Here is an 18,446-nt window from a genome sequence, read left to right on the forward strand (position 1 = left end):
CACATGGCTCTTACGCTCCCCTCTATCATAGGCCCCCACGGCTTTATGTCTTAGGTCTATACTATAAGCTGATGGCATCATCTCACGATCGCTAACTTCATCTTTCTATTATGTCCTAACTCTCCCTTTCACTGCTATATCAAAGCCTGGTTTGTCTCTACTTTCATTTCTCCTCAACCTCGGCAACGGGTTCGCATTACCAATATCACCACAGGAATGAACCCTAATCGTCGCCCTTATACCGATCGCGCCTATGATAAAGGAGAATCCTCCGAACCCATTCTCATGCAATTGGGCACGGAGCATGGGAATAGTCGGTTTCGCGTACAAGAAGGTCTCAATCAGTTCGAGTATGAGATTCGGCAAGGTCGCGAGAACCTTGAAGAAGGCACATTTACAGCCATGTTCAATGTACAAAGACGCTCAGAAGTTCGCAACAGTCAATTAGTCAACGAGCAAGTTTGTGCGAATAGCAGTGTTGCTCTGAGCCGATGTGCCGATCGCAGAACTCAAAACCAGTGGAAATGTCCCGATGGCAAAGTTATCCGCCAAGAAATCTTTCCCCAAGGGCCCGTTAAAACCATGATTCGCAATGAAACCTCAGAAATGATTAACTTTGAGATCCGAGGTCGGCAATATTCCCTCTGGCCAGGTCAGTCCATTGAACTCACTGACAGCAATCCCGGTTTTGTCCGATACTCCAATCGCAGCACTTCCTTACAACCTGGCGTTCTTTACCGCTTTAAGAAAACGGGAAATACACTTAACTTGCTTCAATAAGCAGTTTGGTTAGGACAGTTAGATTATTGTTCAAGGCGAAAAACCAAAGAAAATATCCTAAAGGTCGCGAAGCGGAATGAAGCAATCCCAACAATCCCGGCGATTGCTTCCCTTCGACTGTTGCTGAACTCTTTATCTTTAGCCATCACATTGCATTAACAAAGTTAGTTGTGGTTGTCAATTGATTCTGTAGGATAGCGTCTGAACCTTGTATCTGAAAGAATCCTTCCAAATCTTTTTGCATGAATCCTTCTGCTGGGGCAAGAGTGGCAACTATATTACCTTGATAAGAGATGTTGACATTGCTGTTATCGTTATCTGCTATCACTTGGAGTTCATTCACTGCTCCACCAAAGCGCTCCACAACAAAAATATCCTCTTGGGGATTGAAGTCCAAAATATAGATTGGATCGAATATTGGATCAATTGCTGCTGATGCAGCAATTTGAAAACGATCTCGGCCTTCGCCACCTTCTAGGAAATTACCCCCTCGACTACCCTCAGCTTGTAAGAAGGTATCATCACCCTCATCGCCATAAGCAGTGCTGTCATAACCAAGGACAATCACATCGTTACCTTCTCCACCCAACAATAGATTATTACCATTCTCTTGACGGGCGTTTGCATTGAGGGTATCATCTCCTGCTCCACCAATGAGAGTATCTCGAACATGGGCGTTTAACAAGTCATTCCCGCCGAACCCATAAACATGATTCATATCATTATCGCTTGCGCCATCAAGGGGATCATTCGTTGAAGTACCGTATAGCAAATCGGGTTCCGGGATTAGGAGTTGTGAAACTTCCTCAGCAGAAAGTTTCACATCTATACCTTGACCTCGCACAGTCACAAAATTTTCAGCATTGTCATCCTCAGCAAAGAAGTCTACCCACAGGAGGTCTTCAGCCCCGTCTTCACGAAGGTCGCCATCAGGATGAACCACGAGATGATCCCCATTACGAGAGAATGCTAGGTTGAGGTCTTCCAGGATAACATTATCAACTGATAATACGAGCTGATTTTCTCCTTCGTTATCTGAAATTTGTAGCCCTGAATCTAAGTCAACTAAACGGGGGAACTATAGATGGTACTCATCATTGCCTTCTAGGCCAAAGAATGCGTCATAGTCCTGATTTAAGTCTATATGCTCACTCTGGCCTGTAGCCGCAAATTGCCGACTCTCATCTGGGTTAGAATTTACAGGAGCTAAACTAGAGCCTGGTGCTGTATCTACCAAAGTCAAATTAGAACTACTCACAGCCGATGCCCTAGTGAGAGTCGGGTTTTTGAAAAAATTTATGGCAGAATCTGGATTTACTGGCGGAGTACCTAATCTATCTAAAATATTTCTATCTTGATTGATCTGTGCAAATCTTCCTCCTTCGACTAAATCAGCATACTCGTAGAACCTATCCTCAACTCTTACTGATGAAAGTTTTGTAAAGTCACTTTGTTTAAACTCAAGGGAATTATCTTTACCCCCGGTGGTATGAGGAATAACTGATTGCTTGAATTTCTTTTGATCGCTCTCAGAAAGGGTATTCAGATAAGCCTTATAAACTGTTGAAATGGGTGCGGCATAAACGTTAACGTAATCTTCTCGTATTGGATTACCAAAAAGATTTCCCAAAATGCCGATGATTTTCTCGCCCGAAGATCTTGCTCTATCTTTCTTGCCAATAAGCTGTACAGCAGTGTCATTGAATGTAGGATTGGGAACCCCTTTTCTAATTGTTCTCCCTCCGGGATTAACTTTACTATTTCGTACTCTCTGTTCAAAATAAGGGTAAACTATCGGAAGTGTCCCCTCTGGAATAGAAAAATCACCTGCTTCTGTCTGGGCGCTTCTTGGATTTCGATTGTAGACAAAAAAGGAATCCGTCAGAGGAACTTCAACTGTGTAAGGAATGATTCTACGTTCAAGCACCCTAGCATTTCCTGGAGCCACGGGAACAGCACTTTGATCTGATTCTCTAATCTCAGAGAGTTTTTGTTTAATCTCTACTTTATCTTCAGTTTTAGATAAAGCAGCTTTCACTTGACCAAATTTTTTCAAAGTTGCAACCGCATTTTTTCCCGTATCTAGGGAAATTTTGGAAGAGCTTAGATCTTTAGCAACCTTGGCAGCACTGGCAGCAGCATCAAAAATGATATCTACGTTATCTATAACTTGCTTAATCCCTAACTGTTCTCTAGTTAGTGCAGTATACTCAAGTCTGGAAGTAAGTTCTACATCTTTAGAAACGGCTGTAAAGGTCAGTACTTTTGTTATCTCTTGGTTGGCCCCTTGTCTCCGCAGACCAGAGGCATCTGCCAACTTTACTCCACTTCCAGGTAAATCTCTACCTACAATGAGTTGACTCCTACTATAATCATAGACGGGAGGTCTATCTTTCACAATTGCAAGCCCATTGAGAAGCAAGGAATTATCTACACTTTCAGGCAACCTGTTTTGTGATTCTAGTTGTTGCCACCCCTTTTTCAGAAAGTTAACGAACTTGTCTGTATCGAAACCGGATGAAATCGTTACGTCTGCCATGATGCATTCCCTCCTAAAAAGTGTTCATTTTCAAATGAGAAACAGACCTGCTGTAGGGACGTTCATGTGGCGAAGCGAAACGGCCGGAAAGCCCCTACAATTTTTATCTACCCTGCCACAGTCCCCAGACATTAAGATCTCCTGATTGGAGCCAGACTAGGTTATTGGGAGAAACGGCCATCACATCCCACTTATTTCCTCGCTCATCAACAATAAACAAGTCATCGTAAAACACTCCTTCTTGCACCACATACGGTTTATTGATCACAAAGATCCGGTTTCGCAAATATTCAGGAATATTAGATTCATCGGAAGCATCAACCATAATTCGAGAGCCTTCCCGAATTGTGCCGTTACGGTTGGTGAAGTCTTTAGCCACTTTGAAGCTTGAGGCTTGAGAAAGATGAAGTTCATTTTGAGTGGAAGCCTCTAGCGCATCTAACCTGTCCAGGTTATTGCTTTGAGCTAGTCCGCTCTTACCCAAAGGCAACGTAAACAGGAAGAAACATCCTAAGACAAACCTCAAAAGAGGCAAACTGCACCTAAAATACTTGGATTGGTTCATAAATTTGATTGCATCCTGAAATCAGTAATTTAGTTAATTCGATTAAGGTTGATACACAAAAGCTTATCTACAACAACGATATCTGTAGAGTAGATCCTGCGTTCCCACTCTCAATTAGAAGCCAGGGTTGAAATCTGAGTTAGGGCTTCCATAACCAATAGTTAATTGTCCAAAACTAAATTGACCATTTAATACACCTAAAATTTGGTTAGTGCCTGCAATACTAATTACTGTAGTATTTCCCTGGACATTCAATGCTAAACTTCCCCTATTGGCATATACTTGGATAACATCTTCTCCCACTCGATAGTCTGTTACAATATCAGCCTCAGCCACATTAGTAACTGCTGTTCTCGTTCGCAGAACAAATGTGTCTCTTCCTGCTCCACCAGTTAACGTATCTTTACCGAAATCCCCACTGAGTACATCAGGGCCTGAACCTCCAAAGAGTGAGTCTTTGCCTTGTCCTCCCACTAAAACCTCTCGTTCAGTTCCGGGCGGTCCAGGAAAATTACCAGCAATTATAGTATCGTTTCCCAGATCTCCACGGAGGAAATCTCGTCCGCGATCTCCATATATGATATCGTTCCCTTGGCCACCATAGACAATATCACGTATCCCTTGCCCACTGAAGATGATATCATCTCCTTGATTACCAATAATGGTGTCACTGCCTTGATTACCCAAAATACTATCGTTATCAAGGGCATTGGGGGGGGGATTTGGGTCATTGCTTCCGTAGATCAAATCATCACCCATTAGTCCCAGTATCGTATCGTTCCCTGCCAATCCTTGGATCAGGTCATTTTGCTCAGTTCCATTCAAAAAGTCATTTTGTCCAGACGTACCATTAATATTGGCCATGACTTATTTACTATTTTTAGTCTGACTTCACTTCAGAAGTGTAACATGCAAAGCGCGAAAAAGATAGCGTATAAAAGTTTATTTTTGTTTATTTTTGTTTATTTTTGTTTATTATAAAAAAACACTTTTAGACTATCACAAAAAAGTATTTTTGGATTTAATGTATGCTATCCCTAGACTATATCTTTATCGCTGCTGGTCTTCTCCTACTAGCCAGCGTTTTGTCCAGCAAACTCTCTCGAAAATTCGGGATTCCGGGACTGCTCATCTTCCTATTCATTGGCATGTTAGCCGGATCAGAAGGTATCGGTGGCATTGCATTTGAGGATTATGAACTAGCCAAAGCGATCGGTGATATTGCCTTAATCTTTATCCTATTTTCAGGAGGATTAGACACTCAATGGAGCCATATCCGCCCAGTTTTGGGACAAGGGTTAATTCTCTCAACGGTCGGTGTGGCAATAACCCTATTGAGCTTGGGAACCTTTGCCTGGTTAGTATTAGGGTCTTTCTCGTCTTTATCCCTCGGATTTGATGGCATTACTTGGGTACAGGGATTATTATTGGGGGCGATCATTTCCTCAACCGATGCGGCGGCCGTTTTTTCGATTCTGAAAGCCAGCAAATTAGATCTCAAGGGAAATTTACAACCTTTATTAGAATTAGAATCGGGGAGCAACGATCCCATGGCCGTCTTACTCACCACGACTTTAGTGGGGATGCTAACCGCACAAGAAGGGTCTTTAGGAAGCTTAACTCTGGCTTTAATCACCCAGCTTTGTGTCGGGACATTAGTCGGTTATGGCTCAGGAAATTTGATGAGTTGGATGACCAATCGTTTGCATTTAGATACGAAAGCGTTGTATCCCGTGGGCAGTATTGCGCAAGTCTTGCTCACTTATGGGGTGGCGACGTTATTACAAGGGAATGGTTTTCTGGCGGTTTATATTGCAGGAGTGGTTTTAGGAAATCGCGAATTTCCCTACAAAGAAACCATTATCGATTTTCATGATGGGATTTCTTGGTTGATGCAAATTACCATGTTTTTGTTGTTGGGATTATTGGTGTTTCCCTCTCAGCTTCCGGCGATCGCCCCTGTCGCTATTATAATCGCCTTATTCTTGATGTTCGCAGCCCGTCCCCTGAGTGTATTCATCGGTCTGTGTTGGACAAAGTATAACGTCCGACAAAAGCTGTATATTTCCTGGGTTGGCTTGAGAGGATCAGTGCCGATTATTTTAGCCATTGTGCCCATTACCATGAACCTAGAAGATGCGAACACTATTTTTAATGTCGTCTTTTTTATTGTCCTGATTTCCGTCTCCATTCAGGGCTTTACCCTGGTTCCAGCCGCACGATGGCTGAAATTATAGCGCAAAGCGCTGTAAAGTAATGAGTAATGAGTAATGAGTAAGAATTGAAACTATTCTGTCTTGAAGTCTTGATTTTCAATGCTTGCCAGCAGAGCGCTTTTCATGTCTGCGAAGCAGAAATTTATATCAATTCTCTATTAACATGCACTTAACAAGGGGCTTAAGCCCCTTGTCCCTCAAGGATCAACTGTCGCAAACATTTAAGGATTTGGTATTAGTATGTCATTGCGAAGGTCGCGCAAGCGGAATGAAGCAATCTCAACAATCCCGGTAATCTTGGCGTTTACGAAGTATGCGCGAAGCGCGAATGCTTCCCTGCGGTCGCAATGACAACTGTTTAACCGGACTTGATATAAAAGCGGTAAAACTCGTAACTATCCTGAAAGGGGATATCCTGGAAAGCGTGATGGATGATTTGGTGATCGCACAACACCTGCCCTAACTCCACCGCTTGTACTTGTTTCAGCTTCAGTTCTCTTATCCACCAATCTACCGCTTCAGCAGCTACAAACACACCCGGATAGAAATTCCCCCGGTACCATCGATCCTTGATTTCTACTCCTTCTTCCCCTTGCATCTTCTGCACTAGATACTCCAATGCTGTATCGGTTAACTCTAAGGGGGGACTATTCTGGGGTGGAGGATTTTCTTCGCCTTTTTGCAATTGCTCTACAACTCGGTCTAAATGGGTCGATCGCAAACGTAAATCCCGTTGAGGATAAGGAATTTCCATTTTATAGTAGCGCATCGCTCTCTCTAAGCGAAAATAGAGGTCACTTTTGAGATTAAACTGTTGGCGTGGTTCCCTTATCCACACCAATAACTCAAAATCCAAAGAACTCTCCCCAAACCCCTTAAATAAAACATGGGGAGGAGGTTCAACCATCACCTCTGGATGTAATTTAGCCGTATTCAGCAGGACAGAACGGACCTGTTCTGGATCGCAATCGTAGGAAACTCCCACCGGTAAACGCAACCGCGACACGGGATTACCATGACTCCAGTTAATCACCTCCGTTTCCAAAAACCGCGAATTGGGCACAATAATAGACACCCGATCCAAGGTTAAAATCTGGGTACTGCGAGCGCCCATCTTTTCCACTGTTCCCATTAAGTTGGCTACCTCTACAAAATCTCCTACTTGTACATGGCGCTCGAAGGTAATAATCAAACCACTAATCAAATTATTGGCGATATTTTGCAGTCCAAATCCAATCCCTACCCCCAACACACTGGCAATAATCGTGAGAGAACTAACATTCAATCCCCAAATTTGTAAAATGATTAGTAAGCCTAAAAACATGAGTAGGGATTGCACCAATACCCCTAACACATCTTGCACAGCGCGATCGGTATCCGTAAACGCTAGAACACGGTTGCGCAAGAGCCGAGTGAGCGATCGCACCCCAAACCATAACCCCACCGTTAATGCAATCAATGTCAGCAGATCCAGCAGAGAATAACTATTCTCATTTAGGATAAAAACTGGGTCAGTTAAACTCTGGAAAACGAGATCGAAGAGCCAATAGCGCGATCGCCGCAACAAGGGAAACAGATCCGTGAGATAATAGCCCACTGCATACCATAATCCCAACAAAAGCCCCAACCGGCCTAATTTCATTAACCGATGCAGCAATTGATCCGGGATTTGCAAGCGCCTAAACTGACATCTATTGGAGTCGATCAACAGTCTGAGGTAATGCTCTGACAACTCCACCCCCTTATTCACCCCCACATGAAGGCCGATCGCCACCAAAAGGACTCCCAACATCACAAATACCGCTTCTCGCAGGTACTTAGCCGTACGCTCGTACTGAGCTGTTTCAATTCCGCTTAAAATCCAAGCCGCATAGCGCCGTGCTTGGGATTCTGTGGTTCGCTCGCCCCGCACATCCACAGGAGTCACGGTTAACAAATAAGTATCATTAAAACTTAAAATCGATTGCTCATTATCCTGATCGATCGAGTATTTTGGCAGAGGTAAACCGTACTTTAAATGGGTTTGCAGCAATTGTTCAAGCTTGGTATTAATCAGCTCTGCTCTCTCAGAAGCGGGGAAGCCCACAATCCCCCTAATTTCAAATAAAACCTTACCATCCATTTCCACCGTTGCCCGTTGTTCGATGGGGCTAAACGGAGAGCGTCCCCAACTCGGGTAAGCCACAAGAGTGAACAAACACACCAACAGGCTAATCAGTATCCAACGCCACCTAAACTGAATCATCTGTGCAATTCCAGACTTACCGCTTCTTCTACCGTAGGTCTAGAGGGTCTAGACTTCTCTAACAACCAACTCATCAGGGCCCAAGTTCCCACTGCCATACAACCTGCCATCAGTGCGCCGACCATACTAATGATCCAGGACTGAGACCACCAAGGCGTTGATGGGACTGGAGTTTGAGAATTCAGTGCAGATCGCCGGGCAGTTTCCGGTTCAGTCGCTTGCGGATCGGTCTGATTGACCAATGTTAATGTGATGGGATAGGGACCAATTTCGATCTGGTCTTGACTCTGAAGGGGTAAGGTTCCTTGCTGCAAGAGATGATTATGTAGTCGAGTCCCATTAACGCTATGGTCAGTTAATAGGATCTGCTTGCCTTCGAGGGTAATTAAGGCATGGAACCGGGAGACTTTCTTATGGTTGAGGACGACGGGGGTAACCGTCTTATTCTCTACGGTTTTGGGCATTGCGTCCTCGTCTCGACCGAAGGCAATAGGTAAGGGAAATACGCAGTCTTGGCGATCGCCCGTTTCCGGATCTTGCCAAGTTAACTGAATAAAAAACGGCTCCTCAGACATAGGTATGGGTAACAAGTTAAGGTTGTAAGTTGGTTGGCAAGCTTAAAAATGATTAATGATTAAAATTGTTAATGGTTAAAGTGTTGATGGGGGGACTCAGTTGCTCAAAGTTGAAGGACTGACCAAAATTTATTCTGGAAATCAAATGGCCTTAGATGAGGTCAGTTTTACTCTGGTTCCTCACCAGTTTACCGCCGTGCTGGGGTTGAGTGGAGCCGGAAAAACGACCTTGATGCGGTCTATTCTACAACTGATGCCTGTCGATCGCGGTCGAATTTGGTTTGGAAATCAAGAACTAACCAATACTTCCCCCAAGGAATTACAAAACATTCGCGCTCAGATCGCCTTAGTTGCCCAACAGTTTAATTTAGTCCGTCGTCGCAGTGCTTTAGAAAATTGCTTGGGGGGACGGTTGCGGGAGGTATCCCTATGGCAATGTTTGAGCGGACAGTTGCCGCGATCGCTATTGCTCGAAGGAATGGCTGCCCTAGAGCGAGTTAAGCTCATGGATATAGCCTTTCAACGAGCCGATCGCCTATCGGGAGGACAACAGCAACGGGTGGCGATCGCCCGCGCTCTAACACAAAACGCCCAGTTAATTTTAGCTGATGAACCAGTAGCCAGTCTCGATCCGCAGACTTCCCATCGTATCTTACAGATTTTGCGATCGCTCTGCGAGCAAGAAGGATTAACCATTTTATGTAATTTACATCAAGTGGACTTAGCCCAAACCTATAGCGATCGGATTTTGGGGCTACAAGCTGGCAAATTAGTCTTAGATGTAGCGACCGATCGACTCACTCCGGAGCAATTAAGTTATCTTTATACTGATAGTCCCCAACTCACTTAAAGAAATCCCGATTTGCATTTATCATAAGTATCAATCCGACTCAGCCCAGGCAGGTTGTCCATTCAAGCACCCTAGAAATCACTCTGATCTGGCTTAAGCGTCTTGTTGTTTTCTTGGGAGTTTGCAAATATGCTTCATCCCCTTCCATCTTCACCGACTAGACTCATTATCGCCCATCCCCAACCGGAATCTTTAGCGTGGCTCTCTACCTTTCTACTCGAACAAGGGTATCATATCGAATGGGCTACCGTTCCTTCCCAAGTGATTCCCTTGCTTGATACGGTAGATCCGAGTTTGATCTTTGTAGAAGTGAGTATCCCCAGCTTTCTCGCCCTGGAACTGTGTGAGTCCCTTCACACCGATCCGAGTTGTAAAAATATACCCATTTTTGCTCTAAATTCCTCCGGTACTTCCGTGGATAGAATTGCCTTTTTTGAGGCTGGAGTTAAGGATTATCTGGTGTGTCCCCTCAGCTTAGTTGAACTGCGGGTCAAAGTTGAGAGTTATATTCAATACAACAAAAAAGACAAAGAAAACCTAGATTTACGGCGATCGCTCCAGAAAAAAGACTATATCATTGAACAACTAGAAGCCAGTTGGGTTTTATCAGAAGAACGATTTCATAAAATCTTCTTTTCTAGTCCAAGTTTGCTATTTTTGATGAGCTACGATCGGGGAATTATATTAGAAATAAATGAACATTTCATGGCATATACTGGATACGATAGGACGGAGGTGATTGGAGAGAAAATATCTAATTTAAAGTCCTTTTTATTCTCTGAAGATTGGGATTCTTTAGTTCAGAGACTTGAACAACAACAAGAACTGTCTAATATTGAAATTATCTTCAAAAACAAGGACAATCAACAAAGAATTGGCTTGATCTCAGTCCAAATTATTAAACTGGGCGGCCAAAAGTATTTATTGTTTAATATTAATGATGTCACTGAATTAACACACTCTAAGCAGTTATTACAAAACTCTGAAAATCAGCTTTTAGCAATGTTTGGGGCGATGGATGAAGCGATTATGGTCTTTAACTATGAAGGGGACTGTATTAAAATTGCCCCCACTCGCTCTCCCATTAGTTTGTACCACCAGAAACAAAAATTACCTCAAAAAACTGAATATATTATTCCCTCTCAAATTGCTGAATTTAAAAAGTATTGGACGCGGTATGTTATCGATCGCAGAACAACCATAGAAAACCTTGAATATTGTTGGCCAATTGAAGGACAAGAACATTGGTTTATGTCCACAATTTCTCCTTTAAACAAAGATACAGCCATTTGGGTTTCCCGTGAAATTACTCATCGAAAAGAGACGGAAAGAAAACTCGGGTTACTGGAAAGAGCGATCGCCGCCAGCACCAATGGTATTACTATTAGTGACTCCACTAAACCCGGAAATCCGATCATCTACGTCAATTCCGGATTTGAAAAACTAACTGGTTATACAAAAGCTGAAATTCTTGGTCGAACTTGTACCATTTTGCAAGGAGACGATCGGGATCAATCCGCATTAACGATTTTAAGAAAAGCTCTAAAAGAGAAAAAAGCTTGCCGAATTACTCTCAAAAATCACCGCAAAGATGGCACAGTTTTCTGGAATGACCTCTCCTTATCGCCCATTTTCAACGAACAACAAGAACTCGTCTATTATATCGGTGTGCAAACCGATGTTACTGAACTACAGTTGGCTAAAGATACCCTCAATCAACAATATCATTTGTTGGAACAAGAAATAGAAGAGCGCAAACGAATCGAGTTTGCACTGCGGAAAAGTGAAATGAAGTATCGCCAATTGGTGGATTCGGCTAATAGTATCATATTACAAGTTGATTGTAAAGGAAACGTTGTATTTTTTAATGAATTTGCCCAACGTTTTTTTGGGTATACCGAAGCAGAAATTATAGGTCAAAATGTTAAAGGTACAATTGTGCCGATCCAAGATACAGAGGGCAATATTTTACACTCGACAATCGACCATATTTTAGAGAACACAGACCAGTATGTTACCTATGAAAACGAAAATCAACTCAAAAATGGCGATCGCGTTTGGATTGAATGGACGAATCGCATACTCTATAATGAATCTGGAGACATAACGGGCATACTCAGTGTAGGAATGGATGCCACAGCCCGGAAACAGACTCAACTAGCCCTACAAAGTGCCAAACAAGCAGCAGAAATTGCCAATCAAACCAAAAGCCAATTTATTGCTCGTATGAGTCATGAATTACGCACTCCTCTGAATGCAATCTTAGGATTCACTCAAATTCTGAGGCGAGAATGTCTTGCAAATTCTGAACACCAGGAATATTTGCAAATTATCAATCGCAGTGGAGAGCATTTATTAGACCTGATTAATGATATCCTGTCCCTATCTAAAATTGAAGCCGGTAAAATTAGTCTCGAAGAAAGCTACTTCAATTTACATCGTTTATTCGATGAAGTGCAGGATATTTTAAAACTCAAAGCTGACCAGAAAGGCATTCTGGTATCAACCACTATTAATCCCAACGTTCCGGATTGGGTGATTGCGGATCAGAGAAAACTGCGGCAAATTTTGATCAATTTATTATCCAATAGCCTAAAATTCACCCATCAAGGAGAAGTGAAACTTCGAGTGTTTCCTGCACCTCAGAGTAATCAGCTTCCGATCCAAGACTATATCTGGGAAATCCAAGATACGGGTGAAGGAATAGACTCACAGGAATTACCCTTATTATTTGAACCTTTTATGCAAACCAGCTCCGGGGTGAAATCTGGACAAGGGACGGGGTTAGGTTTGACCATTTGTAAACAACTGCTTCAACTGATGGGAGGGGATATTCATATCTCTTCCCAAGTGGGAATGGGAACCTTAGTCAGAGTCCGACTGCCCTTACGAACAGTACATGCGGAAGAGATTCCAGAGCAGAGAGTGGAAAAACAGGCGATCGCCTTAGCACCCAACCAACCCATCTACCGGATTTTAGTGGTTGATGACCATTGGGAAAATCGGCGACTGTTATTAAAACAACTCCAGCTTCTAGGATTTGAGCTGCACGAAGCCGAAAATGGAGAACAAGCCTTAGACTTATGGAGAAGTTGGTCTCCCGATCTGATCTGGATGGATCTACGAATGCCAGTGATGGATGGGTATCAAGCCACTCGCTTGATTCGGATGCAAGAACAAAACACCGGCCGAGCTGCCATTCCGATTTTAGCCCTCACAGCCAGCGCTTTGGAAGAAGACCAAATCTTGATCGAAGAGGCTGGATGTAACGAATTGGTTTATAAACCGGTTACCCAAGCCGTTTTATTAGACAAAATGAGTCATTATTTAAGTGTAGAGTACGTCTATGAAACCCGTGACGATCTGGAAATGATTGCACACCCGATCGATCGGACAGAAGCACTATTAAATGGAACGCAGTTAATGAAGATGCCCATGGATTGGCTTAATCAGTTACATCAAGCTGCCACTCAAGCCGATGAAGAGTTTATTCAAAAACTATTGCAAGAGATTCCAGAGGCTGAGTCCGACTTAAGGGAGGCGATCGCCGATTTACTCCACCATTACCGCCTAGATCGGATTCTCGATGCTACCCTAGAGGCAATCGAGGGTTTGGCGTATTGAACTGAGGATCGATCCAAATGTTATAACGGGGAAGAGGCGATCGAGGCTCAGAAAGTTCGACTATTTTGTTCACGCCCCCCATTTTTCTTTGGGATTTCCGATCATGCAAGACCATACCGTTTTACCCTTGTCTAAGGATATTTTAGTCGTCGATGATAACCCGAATAATATTCGATTTTTATCCCATATCCTCACTCAACAAGGGTATCGTGTCCGCAAAGCTATTAATGGCGAATTAGCATTCAATGCTGTACGCCATTCTCAACCGGATTTAATCTTGCTTGATATTATGATGCCAGATATCAATGGTTACGAACTGTGTGAAAAGATTAAATCCCATCCAGAATATCGAGCAATTCCTGTTATTTTTGTCAGTGCATTAGGGAGCGATTTAGATAAAACCAGAGCCTTTCAAGTAGGAGGGAACGACTATATCACCAAACCGCTTCAAGTCACCGAAATTCTCTCAAAAATCAACATTCAACTGAGCTTGCTTAACCTTCAAGAATTGCTCACACAGGAAGCTCAAGCTCGCCAAAAAGCGGAAGAAAACTATCGCAGTATTTTTGAAAATGCTATTGATGGTATGTTTCAAACCACTCCAGAGGGGCAATTTGTGAAAGCGAATTTAGCTCTCGCTAAACTCTATGGATATGATTCTCCAGAGGACTTAATTGATACAATTCCCAATATTAATGAAAATTTTTATGTCCGTCCTCAACGGAGAGATGAGTTTTTAGCCTATATGGAAATTTATGATTTTGTTGAGGAATTTGAATCAGAAATATATTGTAAGAACGGGGATAAAATCTGGATTTCCGAGAGTGTCCGTAAAGTCAAAGGTGAGAATGGCGATCTACTGTACTTTGAAGGAACAGTTCGCAATGTTACCGAAAAAAGGAAGATCGAAGAAGAATTACGCAAACAAAGAACAATATCAGAAAAGTTGCTTTTAAATATCCTTCCTCAATATATTGCCGAGAAGCTCAAAAAAAATCGCCATACTATTGCCGATTACTTGCCTGAAGTCACTGTTTTATTTGCCGACTTAGTTGGCTTCACAGAACTTTCGGCGAAAATAGACCCGACTGAATTAGTGGATTTGTTGAATCAAATATTTTCTGAATTTGATAAACTAACGCAGCATTATGGGCTAGAAAAAATAAAGACGATTGGTGATTCCTATATGGTGGTCGGAGGCTTGCCTGTTTACCAGAATATACAAGAGGAAAAATCTATTAAAAGAGTTGCAAACTTGGCTTTAGATATGCAGGAAGTCATCAAAGATTTTAATCGTCCTTGTGTCCTAGAAAATCGGTTGGAACTGCGCAATAGTCAACCCTTTCAACTGCGAATTGGTATCAATACGGGGCCGGTAGTTGCTGGGGTTATTGGAGTTAGTAAATTGCAATTGGATTTGTGGGGAGATACGGTTAACGTAGCGTCTCGGATGGAATCTCAAGGTTTACCCGGTAAGATTCAAGTGACTCAAGCCACCTACGATCAATTACAAGATACATTTATTTTAGAAAAACGAGGCTCATTTACGGTGAAAGGACGAGGAAGAATGACGACTTATTGGCTATTGAGTGAGCGGGAAGGATGAGGACTCAATCTCGTTGGGTAGGTTGGTGCTGGGCATCTATTTGTATTTTGCTTTGGGGTTCGGCTTTTCCGGGAGTTCGTTATGTTGTGCAAACGATTCATCCGCTCAATTTCGTGGCGTTTAGATTTTTAATTGCTTCTTTGGGACTAGCGGTGTTTGCTATGATTTCTGGGAAAATTCGTCGCCCCCATTCGTCCGATTTACCCCGATTATTACTCCAAGGATGTTTAGGGGTTTCTTTCTATCATTTACTCTTATCTTGGGGACAAACGGTGGTTCCCGCAGGTACGGCAAGTATTTTAAATGCTTCTAGTCCCTGTATAGCAGCGATTCTCGCCGCTACGATTCTCAAGGAATCCTTACCGCTTCAAGGGTGGTTAGGAATGGCTTTGGGGTTAGGAGGAATCGTGTTAATTGTTCTGGGAAAAGGACAAGATTTGACTTTTGCTCTATCCTCTGGGCTGATTTTAATGGCAGCGTTTTCTCAAGGCTTCTATTTTGTCCTTCAGCGACCGTTTTTTGAGCGCTATTCTCCTTTAGAATTAGCGAGTTATACGGTCTGGTTGGGGACTCTACCCATTCTGTTCTTTGTCCGATTTCCTGATACGCTGAAAGGGGGTTTAGTGGTGGGTTATTTGGGGATTTTTCCCGGTGCGATCGCCTATATCGCTTGGACGTATACCTTAGCACACTTATCCACGGCCCAAGCTTCTAGTTTTCTCTATTTAGTGCCGATTATCGCTACCGCAATCGCTTGGCTGGTTTTGGGAGAACCCTTAACTCTGACTGTGGCGATCGCAGGTGCTATGATTCTGATGGGTGTATTTTGGGTTAATCAGAGCCAGACCAAGGTAAACTGAATACTGGACTTCTTGCAGAAGTCAGGGAATAGCGAATAGGGAATAGGGATAAGAATACAGAAATTACTCCATTGCCATTTATTTTCTGCTCGCTTATGCAAGAGGTCTAATCTCGATCGCCTTAAATTTGCTTGCTCAATAGTCCGGTTATATGTCTACATTCCTCTTAGAAGTTGGTACAGAAGAACTCCCTGCTGATTTTATCGCTAGTGCTATCGGTCAGTGGCGATCGCTCATTGGCCAAAGTTTAGCAGACGAACTGCTTACTCCCGAAAGTATCGAGGTGTACGCGACTCCCCGTCGTCTGTCTGTACTCATTGATGGACTACCCCAGCAACAACCTGACCGAGAAGAAGAAGTCAAAGGCCCTCCCGCTAAAGCTGCATTTAAGGACGGGAAACCGACCAAGGCCGCAGAAGGATTTGCTAAAAAGCAAGGGGTAAAGGTAGAGGATTTCGAGATTCGACCGACGGAAAAGGGCGATTTTGTCTTTATTCGCAAACAAATCCCCGGACGCTTGGTTTCGGAACTCTTGAGTGCATGGGTTCCCCAATGGATTTCTGGGTTAGAAGGACGACGGTTTATGCGTTGGGGAGATGGTCAAATTCGCTTTCCCCGTCCCATTCGCTGGTTAGTGGCGCTGTTCGATGAGCAGCTCCTGCCGATTGTACTCGAAAATGGTTCTACTGAGATTGTTGGCGATCGCCTCTCCTATGGCCATCGCGTCCTCCATCCTCAACCCGTGAGTCTTGAGCAAGCTTCGGACTATCTACAAGCTATGGAGTCGATTTTTATTCAAGTTGACCCACAAAAGCGCGAAGAAACCATCAAAACTCAAGTCCAAGCGTGCGCGGAAAAGTTAGGCGGATATGCACGAATTTCCCCCGATTTACTCGCAGAAGTCACCAACTTAGTCGAATATCCTACCGCAGTCGCGGGCAAGTTTGATGACCAATTTCTGCAACTCCCCACGGAAGTGACGACGATGGAAATGGAGTCCCATCAACGCTATTTTCCCGTATTTAAATCCCCAGAATCAGCAGAACTCTTGCCCTATTTTATTACCGTTTCTAATGGTGACCCGGCAAAATCTGACCCGATCGCCCAGGGAAATGAGCGGGTGATTCGCGCTAGACTCGCTGATGGTCAGTTTTTCTATCAAGCGGATTTAGCTAAACCCCTAGAACGTTATGTCGATCAGTTAGAAGCAGTCACATTTCAGGAAAAATTAGGCTCAGTTCGAGATAAAGTCGAGCGTATTCGGACTTGTGTTCGGGTTTTGGCCGAACAACTCCAGTTAACAGAATCAGAGCGGGAATTATGCGATCGCACAGCTCTATTATGTAAAGCAGATTTAGTCACGCAAATGGTGTACGAGTTCCCAGAGTTGCAGGGAGTGATGGGGGAAAAATATGCTCGTACCAGTGGAGAACCGGAAGCCGTTGCTACCGGTATTGTAGAGCATTATCTACCCAAAGGTGCTGGGGATAGTTTACCGCAAACTATGGTCGGTCAAGTTGTCGGAATGGGCGATCGCCTGGATACATTAATCAGTATCTTTAGTTTAGGCATGATTCCCAGTGGCTCCTCCGATCCCTTCGCCCTCAGACGCGCAGCCAATGCCATCATTAGTATTACCTGGGAGGGCTATTTACCCCTGGATCTGCATCAACTCCTGGTGGATAGTGTAGCCTCCTGCTGGCCCAATAGCGACCTTCCCAATTTAGTCCCCACCTTAGAAGAGTTTTTCCTGCAACGCATCCGCACCCAACTCCAGGAAGACAAAAGCATTGATTACGATCTCGTGAATGCCGTTTTAGGGGAAGATGACCCCGAATATGCCAGTCGCGGATTAGCCGATCTGCTAGACTTGCTCAAACGCGCCCTATTTTTGCAAGAAATCCGCACATCTGGACAGTTAGACGCAATTTACGCCACCGTCAACCGTTCTACTCGGTTAGCGGTTAAGGGAAGTTTGGACAAAGAACAACTCGATCCCGTGGGAGTGGTGAAACCCGACTTATTCGAGCAAGCGTCAGAACAAGCCTTTTACGATGCCATGGTCAAAATTGTGCCCCAAACCCAACGCTGTCAAGAAACGCGCAACTATCAAGATTTGGTCAATGCTTTAGGGGAAATTGCCCCTACGGTGAGTCGCTTCTTCGATGGCGAAGATAGCGTGCTGGTGATGGCGGAAGATGCAAAGATACAAACCAACCGGTTGAATTTACTGGGAATTTTGCGAAATCATGCGCGGGTTTTGGCGGATTTTGGGGCGATCGTCAATTAAAGAAACCCGGTTATTGTAGGGGCAGGTTCACCCATATCTCCAATTCCCACCAACAACTGTTGTGAACCTGCCCCCCAACCCTTTGCGGGGGTGGGGGCGGGTTTAGAGAATTGATTTTTGGGTATCCTAAATTTGGGTCATAAACCCAGAAACCGGGTTTCTTGAACAATACCTTCGCCAATTGGCTCAGGAAGCATGATTGGCAGAAACCTTGTGAATGCGTCCTAAAGAGCTAATGCGTGTGTAAATCTGAGCCAATAAAACTGGCTCAGGTTTTTCCGGAAGCAGTTTTATCA

General features: G+C 43.7%; 13 protein-coding genes. 7 read left to right on the forward strand and 6 right to left on the reverse strand.

Features of this window, described 5'->3' with window-relative positions; genetic code table 11:
- Positions 1–216: 216 nt before the first annotated feature.
- A complete protein-coding gene (locus J7545_RS12895; RefSeq protein WP_318698832.1) occupies positions 217–780 on the forward strand; it encodes a hypothetical protein in 564 nt (187 codons plus the stop codon).
- 145 nt (positions 781–925) lie between these two features.
- Here J7545_RS12895 and J7545_RS12900 read toward each other — a convergent pair whose 3' ends face one another.
- From J7545_RS12900 to J7545_RS12915, 4 genes are all read right to left on the reverse strand, one after another.
- Positions 926–1,723 carry a hypothetical protein gene (locus J7545_RS12900; protein ID WP_318698830.1) on the reverse strand — a complete coding sequence of 266 codons (798 nt, stop codon included), beginning with the start codon at positions 1,721–1,723 and terminating at the stop codon, positions 926–928.
- A gap of 135 nt (positions 1,724–1,858) precedes the next feature.
- Positions 1,859–3,319, reverse strand: coding sequence for a hypothetical protein (locus J7545_RS12905; RefSeq protein WP_318698829.1), 1,461 nt, complete (start codon positions 3,317–3,319; stop codon positions 1,859–1,861).
- A gap of 103 nt (positions 3,320–3,422) precedes the next feature.
- Positions 3,423–3,884 (reverse strand): hypothetical protein, encoded by a 462-nt coding sequence (locus J7545_RS12910; protein ID WP_318698828.1) that lies wholly within the window; start codon positions 3,882–3,884, stop codon positions 3,423–3,425.
- 114 nt (positions 3,885–3,998) lie between these two features.
- Entirely contained in the window at positions 3,999–4,748 is a 750-nt protein-coding gene (locus J7545_RS12915; RefSeq protein WP_318698827.1) for a calcium-binding protein, read from the reverse strand.
- A 164-nt stretch (positions 4,749–4,912) separates the two neighbouring features.
- On the opposite strand from J7545_RS12915, the gene J7545_RS12920 reads away from it, so the two are divergent.
- Complete coding sequence (locus J7545_RS12920; protein ID WP_318698826.1) at positions 4,913–6,121, forward strand: potassium/proton antiporter; 1,209 nt, start codon at positions 4,913–4,915, stop codon at positions 6,119–6,121.
- Between the two features lie 337 nt (positions 6,122–6,458).
- On the opposite strand, the gene J7545_RS12925 is transcribed toward J7545_RS12920, so the two are convergent.
- The gene (locus tag J7545_RS12925) at positions 6,459–8,345 is read right to left on the reverse strand and encodes a mechanosensitive ion channel domain-containing protein (protein WP_318698825.1); all 1,887 of its coding nucleotides are present in this window, start codon (positions 8,343–8,345) and stop codon (positions 6,459–6,461) included.
- Positions 8,342–8,920, reverse strand: coding sequence for an FHA domain-containing protein (locus J7545_RS12930; protein WP_318698824.1), 579 nt, complete (start codon positions 8,918–8,920; stop codon positions 8,342–8,344). The genes J7545_RS12925 and J7545_RS12930 overlap by 4 nt, the downstream gene beginning before the upstream one ends.
- Before the next feature lie 100 nt (positions 8,921–9,020).
- Here J7545_RS12930 and phnC point away from each other — a divergent pair, with 100 nt between their 5' ends.
- The 5 genes from phnC (at position 9,021) to glyS (ending at position 18,150) form a co-directional block, all read left to right on the forward strand.
- The gene (gene phnC, locus J7545_RS12935; RefSeq protein ID WP_318698823.1) at positions 9,021–9,770 is read left to right on the forward strand and encodes a phosphonate ABC transporter ATP-binding protein; all 750 of its coding nucleotides are present in this window, start codon (positions 9,021–9,023) and stop codon (positions 9,768–9,770) included.
- A gap of 129 nt (positions 9,771–9,899) precedes the next feature.
- Entirely contained in the window at positions 9,900–13,394 is a 3,495-nt protein-coding gene (locus J7545_RS12940) for a PAS domain S-box protein (protein ID WP_318719641.1), read from the forward strand.
- A gap of 88 nt (positions 13,395–13,482) precedes the next feature.
- A complete protein-coding gene (locus J7545_RS12945; RefSeq protein WP_318719642.1) occupies positions 13,483–15,000 on the forward strand; it encodes an adenylate/guanylate cyclase domain-containing protein in 1,518 nt (505 codons plus the stop codon).
- Entirely contained in the window at positions 14,997–15,860 is an 864-nt protein-coding gene (locus J7545_RS12950) for a DMT family transporter (protein ID WP_318719643.1), read from the forward strand. Before J7545_RS12945 ends, J7545_RS12950 begins: the two co-directional genes overlap by 4 nt.
- Positions 15,861–16,011: 151 nt before the next feature.
- Entirely contained in the window at positions 16,012–18,150 is a 2,139-nt protein-coding gene (glyS, locus tag J7545_RS12955) for a glycine--tRNA ligase subunit beta (protein ID WP_318719644.1), read from the forward strand.
- Positions 18,151–18,446: the final 296 nt, after the last annotated feature.

The sequence above is a fragment of the Roseofilum sp. SBFL genome (assembly GCF_017746885.1).
GTDB lineage: Bacteria > Cyanobacteriota > Cyanobacteriia > Cyanobacteriales > Desertifilaceae > Roseofilum.